Raw genomic sequence first — 11,854 nt, forward strand, 5'->3', positions numbered from 1 at the left:
ATGCTATCTGTGCGGCTCTGGTATGGCGTGCCGTACGCGTCGGCGGCTACACACCGACGGCGGTGGCGCGTGGAACAACCTGAAGATCAACACCTCGTGCCCTTCTTTGCCCGGCTTGACCAGTTCCCGAAAGTCGAGTTGCAGGCGGTGCAGCTGTGCGGCGAAATGGGGTGACGCTTGGTCGAGGTCGTGGCGGCCACGTGCATACAGGAAGATCGGTGACATCGGTTGTACGGCCAGTCCATGTTGTTGGGCCACAATCCACACCGCCTGCATGGCTGATCCGCCACGCGCAAAATCGGTGAGCGTGGCGCCATCAACGTAGACGATTGCGAGCGCTGAACTCGCCGACACGCGCTCATTGGTGTTGTCTTCGAGGGCTGTTCCGCAATCCCATTGCGCTAGCCGTGCCACGACGTCGGAGCGTCGCAGGATATCGAGAACCCGCAATTCGCCGGAATCCAGTTCGAGGCTTCGGACATCGATGCCCGCATCGAGCGAAGGGTCGCCCGGCCACCGGAGCTCGGACATCATTTCCTCATGTAGCCTCGGGGTGAGATAGCGGATTCGGTCTGCAGCCGCTAAAATTGTTGCAGCCCGGTCGATCTCGTTTCGTGACAGCAACAGCTGTAACCGCGCACCCTCAGCCGCGGCGGTGTTCGTTAACAACTCAACGGTCGCGGGGTGGACGTGACCGGGCATACCGTGGTGGCGATTGGTCGTTCTGAGCAGCATCGGCCGGTAAAGGGCCGCAAGGCTTGGATCATCACCACGGCCAAAATGCATTGTCGCTTGCAGCGGCGAGTCGGGCTGGGATTCGTCGAACTCTACTGATCCCAGGACCCGGTGTGCAGCGGCAGCGACACGCGCGTTAAACATGGCCGCGCCGACGGCCACTGCGCTACCACGAAACGCGATATCCATTGCGCTGGTGTGCTCAGGTGCTAGTCGGATGGTCAGCGAATGCTGTTTGGCCACAACATGCCATGGCTGAACGTTGCCCCCTGAAGGCGCGCGAATCGCCGCCTGAGCCACGATTTCGCTGGTTGGCTGCGGCTCGGCTGGCGCTGTTGGCGGCACGGACTCGAGCAACCATCCGTTCCCGCGAGACGGCATGGGCGGTTGATCGAGGCGATCTAGCGCTGCGGACACATCCACCCGTACCCGGCCAGACTCAAGTGGTTCTCCCAGACCGATTCTGCGTACCGCTTCAGCTACCGTCGCTGCGCCCACCCAGATATCGCCTGCCAACTGCGGCCATCCCCACAACGTCTGGTCAACTTCGATCATCGAAGCCGCACAACGCGCCGAGAGCTCTTGGCAATCAAGGATGTTGAGAACGTGGGGGACTTTGTCTTTTGTGGTCAGTCCACACAGCTTGTCGGCGTCGATGTCGCCCAATAGCCCATGAAAGATCGGTCGCCCAGGTTCGACGTCGTAGCGTTCGACATCGACCAGGCCGCGGTCACTGGTCGCCATCAGTACGGGGACACCACGGGCGCACGCGGCTTGTCGCAGTATCACTTTGATATCCAGCGAGTCGCATTCTTCGATAACGACGTCAAGGCCGTCGAGGAACTCGTCGACGGATTCCGGCGAGAGCCCGGATGTAACGAGGTCCACGGCCAGGTAGGGATCCAGCTCCGCGATCCTGCGCGCCGCAATCATCGCCTTGTTGAGGCCAATGTCGAAGACGCCGACCGGCACGCGATTCAGGTTCGACAGCTCAATTTTGTCGAAATCGGCCAACCGCAGTGTGCCACAGGCACCTTCGGCGGCAAGGGTGTATGCGATCGCATGGCCGGCGCTGAGTCCGACGACGCCGACCCGTAGCGCGTGCAGTGCGCGTTGTTCCTCAGCGGTGATGAGGTGCCTGTTGCGGTCCAAGCGCACGGCACGGAACCCCCGGAGACCCAGAATGGCAACAACCATGCGCCGCCAGGGATAATAGGCCCATCGCTTCGCTTCTTCTAGCAGATCTGGATCAGGCTGTGGCAGCAGGCGCCGCACGCCCGCTAGCTGTTCTGCGAATCGGTCGACGAACTCGATGCTCGGATCTGAGCGTAGTCGATCGAGCACCAGGACATCGTCGTGGTCATCGTCACGAAGGACGAGAATGCCGGTGCTGCCGCCCTCGTGTGGGATGGTCACTGTTCGGCTCCAGCGGTCGCTGCGGTGGTTGCGCTCAACGCTTCTACATCGCGCAGAAGCTTGCGCGACTCGACAAGCATTCTTGACAGTTGTTTTGGCTCGGCATGGTTAGCCAAGGTTCTGCGGTCCCACCAGATCATCTTGGTCCGGTAGCGCTCGTCCGGGTATGCTGCCGCCGGGATTCTCGCTGCTATTACTCCCCCCGAAGAACGCCACCGGTCCAGCGCGTGGGCCGCCGCGGTCCCCATCACAAACTGAACCCCCAACAGGGACATGCTTAGCGGTAGGGCGCGCGCCAAGGCGGCAGCAATCGCATCACTGCGCTGCGCGTCACTATTAACCCACCCGGACTTCACTTCCACGACCCCGAATGGCGCCCGGTCATTGATCATCTTGCGCACCGCGGATAATCCGGGATTGCCAGCCCATTCGACTACCGCATGCGAGTCATCGGCTGACCGCAGCGGTCCGATTACCCGAGCGCCCCCGACTACATCTCCTCCAATATCAATGGCGGCAAAGAACAACTGTGTATCGGAACCGTCACTGATGGCGTCGAGATCTAAGGTACACTCGACTCCGTGCTTACTATAGGCGCGAAGCGCACCCTGAAGGTATGTATTCCACAACGTGGGATCGAGCGCGGGTTGCGATACCACAAGCCGGCATTGCGCATCAGAAACCCACACACTGAGATTTTCCGAAAAATGCAACTTCTGCGGTGCGATAGGACGAAGTTGAGCGGTGGTCATGATTCTCCAATCTGTTAGGTATCCGGCAATTAACACGAGATTTGCTGCCCCTGTATCGAGCAGCGCAGACGTTGGGGCTGCGCCCGGAGAATTGCTGCCGTTGCGCAGAACGGCGCCGCACGGCAGGGTTCAACGCCCGGCCGCGCTGGTATTTATCGAGTCGCTGCGAGAGCCGTGAACAAATTGTCACGAAATCGTGCGCACGCGCGTTCACAAATACCACGCGCACGCGCTCGAAAACTACATGACCAGATAGCCAGATTTTTCCGGACCGGCAAAGCGTTGTTCAGTGTTGGTCACGGCTCTTGATCGTATTTACCCCGGGTGGCGTAGACCCTATCGATGGTGGACCCCGTTCATCGGGGTAATCGAATGGATCATGCAAAATATTACTTTGACGAGTATTCATTCCGATTCAACCGGTCCCACCCACCTCTCATGCGTGCGGGGCATACTGTTCTACGGCTTGGTGAAACACGCCGTTGCCATCGATCTACACCCACGCGACCTACTCTCTGAAAAAGTCGACCGGCAGTGCCTTGGCAAAGTGCCAGCCTTGTGCGGCTTTACAGCCGAAGGCGCGCAACCGGGCGGCTTGGCTGGGGGTTTCGACTAGCTTTGCAGTGACGGTGATACCGAGCTTGTCGCCAAGGTCGATCATTGCCCGGGTGATCTGTTCGTTGGCCAGCCGAGCTTGAATGTCGCCATCGAGGCACTCGATGAACTTTCCCCCGAGTTTGACCACGTCGACGGGGAGGCGGGGAAGGTAGGCGAGGCTGGAGAATCCAATGCCGAAGTCGTCGATGGCGATGCCGACGCCGAGAGCGGACAATTCTTGTAGCCTGGTCACCGCCTTCTCGTCTCTGCTAAGGCGCGCGTCCTCGGCCAGTTCGAGCTGCAGGGCATGGGCGGGCAGGCCGGTTTCGCCGAGCACACCTTCGACCAGCACCAGGAAGCCGGGATCGCAGATGGTGCTGGCGGAGACGTTGACGCTGACAAACGGTTGCGGGTCGGTGCTGTGGTCACGCCAACTGCGGACGTGGCGGCAGGCCTGCTCGAGCACGAAGGCCGTGAGCGGCACCATCAGTCCGTTGTTCTCGGCACGGTCGATGAACCGGCCCGGGAGTAGCGTGCCCAACGTCGGGTGTTCCCAGCGCAGCAGGGCCTCGGCGCCGATGATGCGGTTGTCGGCAAGCCGGATGATTGGCTGGTAGACGAGGAAGAATTCACCGCGATCCAGTGCCACGCGCATCGAAGTGGACAGATAATGGCGAGTGTTGACCTGGTCGCGGTCGGAGTCCGCCCATTGGTCAGGATTGGCTACCATCGCTCGCGCTTGCATCGCGCCCCTAAACATCTCTTCGTAGTCGATCAACTTGGTCGGCCTGAGCGCGCAAGCGAACGCTGTAGCGCGCTGACAACAACGATCCATCCAAGGGCTGCATCAGGATTCACAGCCCGGTGGGCACCTCGCCGACCGCGGTGGCAACGCGAAGCACACCACCGAAGTCGTCTTGACCCGAACCGTCGCAGTAGATTCTGGAGTCCTGGGAGGCAAAGATCGTCAGCGATAATGCGTAAAAGTCCGTCACGTACTACGTAGAAGGTCCGTGAGTGCAGCCGTTCCGGGCATGCACGAACCGGCGCTTACACGTCGAAGGCGGCTGCGCGGCAATCAGTCTCGGTGGGTAACCCATTGTCGGCGGGCGATCGGTTACCTCTCGAATCGACGGCCGCCCGCATCTGAGTTAGCCAGGCCAGCGGTTTCCTACGGGCGCTGGGTGCAAAGATACGACTTCCGGGTGCAATAGTTACGCGCTATCGCTGATGTTCTTGTCCGCACCGGCCTTCAGAGTTGAGCCAACGCGTAGTCGCCACTCGGCACTACGGTGGGCGCGTCATCGACGCTTCGCTGACGGCCCGAGGTGGCAGATGTTGCGCTCGCTGCAGATCGCCGATCAAATCGCTCGTACGGGTCACATGCCAGTGAGGCGTCTTGATCTGATCTGGATCAGCGCACGAAACGCCGCGAGACGGGAGCTTGATCTGGGCGTGGCTGCGCTGGTGGAGGCTGTGACGTTGCTCACTGCTGACGTCGAGGGCTCGACACGGCTGTCGCAGACGCGACTCAACGAGCTAGCGGCCGATTACCCAACCTTGGATCAGAACATATCGGAAGCTGTCGCGGCCCATGGCGGGGTGACGCGACCGGTAGACCAGGAGGTGGGTAGCGGTCTCGTCGTCGCGTTCCTGCGTGCTGGCGACGCGATCGCGTGCGCTTTGGAACTGCAGCTCTCAACGTTGGCGCCTATGCGGCCGCGTGTCGGTGTGCACACCGGCGATGTCCGGCTGCGCGGCGACGGCACCATCACCGGCTCCGCGATCAACGAGAGTGCGTGTCTGCGCGACCTCGCACACGAAGGCCAGACTTTGCTTTCAGCCGCCACTGGCGATCTGGTCATCGACCAGCTTCCGGCAAATACCTGGCTGACCGACGTCGGCAAGTACCCCCTGCGGGGTTTGCATCGCCAAGAACGGGTTATCCAGTTGTGTCATCGAGACCTACGCAATGAGTTTCCGCCGCTGCGGATGTCGGTCGGTAACAGATCCAGCCTTCCGGCCCAGTTCACCACTTTTGTAGGCCGTGACGCACAGATCAACGAGGTGCAAGAGGTCCTGACGAACTACCGGCTGGTGACGCTGCGCGGCGAGGGCGGTGTAGGTAAGACGCGTCTGGCGATCCAGATCGCGGCCGCGTCGGAATTTCGCGATGGTCTGTGTTTCGTCGACTTGGCACCGATTGCCGATCCCGGCATGGTGTCCACCACCGCGGCCCATGCTCTAGGTCTGATCGATCGGCCGGGCAGCTCAACATTCGACACTCTTAGTCATGCCATCGGCAACTGCCACATGCTAATGGTGTTGGACAACTGTGAGCACGTGTTGGATGCGTGCGCCGAGCTGGTCGTTGAGCTGCTGGGTGCCTGCCCGGAGTTAAGCATTTTGGCGACCAGCCGCGAGTCGATCGGCGTGACCGGCGAGGTCACATGGGTGGTGCCGTCGTTGTCTCCGGCGAACGAAGCAATCCAGTTGTTCACTGAACGTGCGCGCCTAGTCCAACCCAATTTTGAGATCGTTGCTGACAACTTCGACGCCGTGAGCGAGATCTGCCGGCGGCTAGACGGTATGCCCCTGGCAATCGAGTTGGCCGCGGCACGATTGCGGTCGTTGTCGCCAAACGAGATCGCCAACAGTTTGGATGACCGATTCCGCCTGCTGACCGGTGGTGCTCGCAGTACGGTGCAGCGCCAGCAGACATTACGGGCATCTATGGATTGGTCGTACGCACTGCTGACTGACACCGAACGGATCCTGTTCCGCCGCCTTGCGGTGTTTGTGGGCGGTTTCGACCTCACCGCGGCGAGCGAAGTCGCCGCCGCCGGCGGCGACGACTTCGTCGAGCGGTATTCAGTGCTTGATCAACTGACGCTGCTTGTCGACAAGTCGCTGGTGGTAGCCGAAGAAAGCCGAGGCAGTACGCGCTATCGGCTGTTGGAAACCGTACGCCAGTATGCGCTAGAAAAACTGAACGAATCCGAAGAAATCGACGGGGTGCGCGCTAGGCACCGGACCCACTACGCAACCATGGCGGCAGGGCTGAACGTTCCCGCCTCCACCGACTATGAACAACGCCTCCTGCAGGCTGAAGCCGAAATCGATAATTTGCGTGCCGCATTCACCTGGAGCCGTGGAAACGGCGATATTGCAGCCGCATTGCAGCTCGCATCCGCATTGCAACCGCTGTGGTCGCAGGGGCGCATGCGCGAAGGGCTGGCCTGGCTCGAATCCATCCTCGAGCGGGAAGGCGACAATCATCTTGTGCCGGCGGGGGTTTGGGCGCGGGCGCTTGCGGAGAAGGTAATACTCAAGGCTTGGCCGGCCACGAGCCCGATGGGCGCCCCCGACATCGTCGCGCAGGCTCACCATGCCTTGGCGCTGGCACGCGACGCAGGCGACTGCGCAGTGTTGGCTCGAGCGCTCGTCGCATGTGGCTGCGGCAGTGGTTGCGACACGGAAGCCGCTCAACCCTACTTCGCCGAGGCGATCGAGCTGGCGCGCGCCATTAACGATGAGTGGACATTGAGCCAAATCGATTATTGGCAGGTGGTCGGGATCTTCATATCGGGTCAGCCAATTCCTTTGCGAGCTGCGGCCGAACAAGCTCGAGAGCTCGCCGACAGCATCGGAAACCGGTTCGTCTCACGTCAATGCCGCCTGTTTGCCTGCCTGGCGCAGATATGGGAAGGCGACGCGAACGGAGCATTGGCACTATCTCGCGACGTTACCGCCGAGGCCGAGGTGGCAAACGATGTCGTTACTAAGGTACTCGGTTTGTATGTCGAAGCCATGGCACTGTCTTACATCGGCGACAGCGCCGCCCGGACCATCGCTGGTGCGGCTCTCGAAGCTGCCACCGAGTTAGGCGGGATTTACCAAGATCTGGGTTACGGAGCGATAACTCGCGCGGCGTTGGCCGCGGGCGACGTAGCGGCCATTGAGGCTAGCGAAGCGAGCTGGGATCTTCGCAATCAACACAACGTGGTAACGGCACACCACGAGCTGATGGCGCAGGCAGCCCTGGTTCGCGGCGATGTGACCACGGCAAGACGTTTCGCCGACGAAGCTGTGCTTGCGAGCACCGGATGGCATCTGATGATGGCGCTGATAGCACGGGCGCGAGTGGCGATTGCGCAGGACGAGCTGGGAAAGGCACGCGATGACGCCCACGCCGCGGTGGCGTGCGGCGTCGGTGTGCAGACGTACCTCGCGATGCCGGATGCCCTAGAACTTCTCGCAGGTCTGGCCGGTGAGGCCGGTAACCACGGTCAAGCAGTGCGCCTTTTCGGCGCGGCCGCGGCCCAGCGGCAGCGTACGGGGGAGGTTCGCCACAAGATTTGGGACGCCGGCTATGAGGCCGCCACGGCGGCGCTTCGTGATGCGATGGGCGACGAAGATTTCACTGCCGCCTGGGCTGAGGGTGCCGCGGCCCCCTTGGACGAGGCGATCGCCTACGCACAACGCGGTCGCGGCGAACGCAAACGCCCAAGCAACGGCTGGGACGCGCTGACCCCGGCCGAGCACAAAATCGTAAAGCTCGTCACCGAAGGACTGGTCACCAAGGACATCGCCGCGAGGCTTTTCGTCTCACCGCGTACCGTGCAAACACACCTCACCCACATCTACACCAAGCTCGACGTCACCTCCCGTGTCCAACTTGTACAGGAGGCCGCGCAACACTCGACCTAGGATTGCGCGGCCAGCGCAGGCCCGGAGTTCGAATCGGATGCAATACGCAACCAATCTGGGCTCTTCTGCGCGTTGTCGCTGATGTTCATGGCTCTTCGCGCCCCCATGCTTGAGCGCATGAACGGTTTGCATACAGATGACGCGCCGGTCAATTGGCTCGAGCGGCGAGGTGGCCGGCTTACGTCGAGGCGGAGGGTGACGTTGCTCCATGCTGGAGTGGAACACCCGATGCGGCTGTGGGGCGTCCAATCCGAGGCGATAACTGCCGCGATGGTGCTTAGCCGGAAGGTATCGGCCATCATTGCCGGACACTGCGGTGTGCGCCTAGTTGATCAGGGCGTGGGCGATGGCTTCGTCGCCGCGTTCGCCCATGCCAGCGATGCCGTCGCATGTGCTCTGGAGTTGCACCAGGCTCCGTTGTCCCCGATCGTCCTGCGCATCGGGATTCACACCGGTGAGGCGCAGTTGGTCGACGAGCGCATCTACGCCGGCGCCACAATGAACCTGGCTGCAGAGCTACGGGATTTAGCCCATGGTGGGCAGACCGTGATGTCGGGTGCTACCGAGGATGCGGTACTCGGCCGGCTTCCCATGCGCGCTTGGCTAATTGGCTTGAGGCCCATGGAAGGGTCCCCGGAAGGGCATAACTTCCCCCAGTCACAACGCATAGCACAATTGTGCCATCCGAACCTTCGCAACACCTTTCCGCCGCTGCGCATGCGCATCGCCGATGCGAGCGGAATTCCTTATGTGGGGCGGATTCTGGTTAACGTTCAGGTAGTTCCCCACTGGGAAGGAGGGTGTGCCGCAGCGGGGATGGTCCTTGCTGGGTGAAGCGCCATTGAGGGCCAGACGATAGGTTGGCCAGCGACGTCCTCAACTCAGACTCTCGGCGCGACCTGACCGGCGGTTACGATCATCTGCTCGGACATTCGCAAGAGAGCGTGCTCGCCCACTCCCTGCGGCAAGGTGTAGGCCAGCTCGCGCAACTTAACCGCGCACTCGTAGAGCGTCTGGCGGAAATGCGTTTCGGTCATCGGGGTGCCTTCGCTCGTCGGCGAGATCGGCAGCGGTGTCTTGTGCTCATACAGATCAATCTCATTCATCAGAGCCATCATTCGCCGGCTAGCAGCTGCAAATCATCAGCACATCCACGTATGTCGTCGGCTGCCCAGCGCGCAATGTGTGGCACGGCGAGTTGATGTTCAACCTCGGCGTGTCCTGCATACTGGATTTCTTACTGTAAAGTCACCCAAATGGGTGGTGCCCGCCGGCTCAAGCTCGACGGGAGCATCCCCAACCAGCTCGCCCGGGCGGCCGACGCGGCCGTCGCACTTGAGCGCAATGGTTTCGATGGGGGCTGGACAGCTGAAGCCAGCCATGATCCCTTTCTCCCGCTGCTACTGGCTGCCGAGCACACGTCGCGACTTGAGCTTGGCACCAACATCGCGGTAGCGTTCGCGCGCAATCCGATGATTGTCGCCAACGTGGGCTGGGACCTACAGACGTACTCGAAGGGAAGATTGATCCTCGGTCTGGGAACCCAGATCCGGCCGCACATCGAGAAACGATTCAGCATGCCCTGGGGTCATCCGGCACGTCGGATGCGTGAATTCGTCGCCGCGCTGCGTGCGATCTGGTTGGCTTGGCAGGACGGGACCAAGCTTTGCTTCGAGGGTGAGTTCTACACCCACAAGATCATGACCCCGATGTTCACACCCGAGCCGCAGCCCTATCCCGTTCCGAGAGTCTTCATCGCCGCTGTCGGTGAAGCGATGACCGAAATGTGCGGCGAAGTCGCCGACGGCCACCTCGGTCACCCTATGGTCTCGAAACGGTACCTCACCGAGGTGTCGGTGCCGGCGCTGCTACGTGGCCTGGCGCGATCGGGTCGCGATCGCAGTGCCTTCGAGGTGTCGTGCGAGGTGATGGTGGCCACTGGCGCGGACGACGCCGAACTGGCGGCCGCCTGCACTGCCACGCGCAAGCAAATCGCCTTCTACGGATCCACGCCGGCTTACCGCAAAGTCCTCGAGCAGCATGGCTGGGGCGATCTGCACCCGGAGCTGCACCGCCTCTCCAAGCTGGGTGAGTGGGAGGCCATGGGTGGGCTAATCGACGACGAGATGCTCGGTGCTTTCGCGGTGGTCGGTCCGGTGGACACGATCGCCGGTGCCCTTCGCAATCGTTGTGAGGGCGTCGTCGACCGCGTCTTGCCGATTTTCATGGCCGCATCTCAGGAGTGTATTAACGCCGCACTGCAGGACTTTCGCCGTTGAGCGCGCCATCGGTGGATGAGGCCACCAAGATCGCTGCCCGCATAGAGGGCCCGCATTGCGTGCGGATCGGCGTTACCCGGCGGCGGGCACACGGGGCATTACGTACGCCCGCGGCGGCATCCGCAACGCATTGCTAACCCCGCCGAACCCGCCGCCGCTATTGGTCAGTTGCCCCAGCGGTAGCCCGCCCAGCATGTGTCCGGGGGCGGTTTGGGCGGCGCTGGTCAGGCTGGTCAGCGGCAGCGCCCGCGCCGCCGGGGTGACCGCCTGGTTGGCCGCGGCCCAGGCCTGCGGCACCGACAACGAACCGACCGAGGCCGCCCGACCCAAGTTGGCGGCCACCCCAGCGCCCAGACCCGAAGAACCCAGCGACGAACCCAGCTGGCTGCCCAGCGAGCTCATCGCCTGGACCCCGTTTTGCGCCGCGGTTTCCACGGCCTGAGCCGCCGCCGGAGCAAAGCCCTTCAACATCGAGTGCAAGGTGCTGGCCATCGACACACCCGAGTTGGTCATCGACACGTGGTTGTTGAGCATCGACACGATGTTGCTGAGCGGCGACAGATGCGGCGAGATGGCTTTCCAGAGTTCACTCAGTTGGTCGAACGGCCAGATGCTTTTCGTGGGCTGGGCCAGTTGTTGCAGCGCTTGGGGCACATTGTTCATCAACTGGTTCGCCGCGGCGGTGTCGATGGCCTCCTCGACCGCGACGGCCTGCTCAAGGAGCCCGCCGGGGTTGGTGATCAGTGGGGCGTCCTCGAACGGCAGCAACGCCTCGGTCGCCGTCGCCGCCGTGGCGGCGTAGCCAAACATCGCGGCGGCGTCTTGGGCCCACATCTCCCCGTATTCGGCCTCGTTGACCGCGATCGCCGGGGTGTTTTGCCCCAAGAGGTTGGTCGCTATCAGAATCATCAGTTCAGCACGGTTCTCGGCGATCACCGGCGGGGGCACCGTCAGCCCATACGCCGTCTCGTAGGCCGCCGCAGCAACCCGGACCTGGGCGGCGGTCAGCTCGGCCTGCCCCGCGGTGACGCTCATCCACGCCACATACGGCGAGGCCGCCGCCACCATCAGACCCGCCGACGAACCTATCCACGATCCCGTCGTCAGACCCCAGACCACCGACTGAAACGCCGACGCGGCCGAAAACAGGTCACTCGCCACGCTGTCCCACATCTTCGCGGCGGCCACCAGCGAGGCCGAACCCGGGCCGGCGTACATCCTCGCGGAGTTGATCTCCGGTGGTAACGCCCCGAAGTCCACCACTTCGATAATCCTTCCGCTCGGCCATAACTAGCACCAATGATGGACAGCAAACAACGTCGGCAACAGGTCAAATTCTCTCAAGTAGTCACAACCCCAGATGCA

The 11,854-nt window shown here is 62.1% G+C and carries 7 protein-coding genes; 3 read left to right on the forward strand and 4 right to left on the reverse strand.

Translation table 11 applies throughout. The features are described 5' to 3' along the window. Positions 1 to 3 precede the first annotated feature (3 nt). The 3 genes from moeY to Rv1357c form a co-directional block, all read right to left on the reverse strand. Entirely contained in the window at positions 4 to 2,151 is a 2,148-nt protein-coding gene (gene moeY, locus Rv1355c) for a molybdopterin biosynthesis protein MoeY (protein ID NP_215871.1), read from the reverse strand. Beyond that, complete coding sequence (locus Rv1356c) at positions 2,148 to 2,939, reverse strand: hypothetical protein (protein ID NP_215872.1); 792 nt, start codon at positions 2,937 to 2,939, stop codon at positions 2,148 to 2,150. Before Rv1356c ends, moeY begins: the two co-directional genes overlap by 4 nt. Before the next feature lie 472 nt (positions 2,940 to 3,411). Then, positions 3,412 to 4,335 (reverse strand): hypothetical protein, encoded by a 924-nt coding sequence (locus Rv1357c; RefSeq protein ID NP_215873.1) that lies wholly within the window; start codon positions 4,333 to 4,335, stop codon positions 3,412 to 3,414. Positions 4,336 to 4,730: 395 nt separating this feature from the next. On the opposite strand from Rv1357c, the gene Rv1358 reads away from it, so the two are divergent. From Rv1358 to Rv1360, 3 genes are all read left to right on the forward strand, one after another. Next, positions 4,731 to 8,210 carry a transcriptional regulator gene (locus Rv1358; RefSeq protein ID NP_215874.1) on the forward strand — a complete coding sequence of 1,160 codons (3,480 nt, stop codon included), beginning with the start codon at positions 4,731 to 4,733 and terminating at the stop codon, positions 8,208 to 8,210. An 81-nt stretch (positions 8,211 to 8,291) separates the two neighbouring features. Next, on the forward strand, positions 8,292 to 9,044 hold the full coding sequence (locus tag Rv1359) for a transcriptional regulator (protein NP_215875.1): 753 nt from the start codon (positions 8,292 to 8,294) through the stop codon (positions 9,042 to 9,044). 422 nt (positions 9,045 to 9,466) lie between these two features. Beyond that, entirely contained in the window at positions 9,467 to 10,489 is a 1,023-nt protein-coding gene (locus Rv1360; protein NP_215876.1) for an oxidoreductase, read from the forward strand. 72 nt (positions 10,490 to 10,561) lie between these two features. Here the strand turns inward: Rv1360 and PPE19 are convergent, their stop codons facing one another. Beyond that, complete coding sequence (gene PPE19, locus Rv1361c; protein ID YP_177801.1) at positions 10,562 to 11,752, reverse strand: PPE family protein PPE19; 1,191 nt, start codon at positions 11,750 to 11,752, stop codon at positions 10,562 to 10,564. Between the last annotated feature and the right edge of the window lie 102 nt (positions 11,753 to 11,854).

This window comes from Mycobacterium tuberculosis H37Rv (genome assembly GCF_000195955.2).
In the GTDB taxonomy this organism is placed as follows: Bacteria; Actinomycetota; Actinomycetes; order Mycobacteriales; family Mycobacteriaceae; genus Mycobacterium; species Mycobacterium tuberculosis.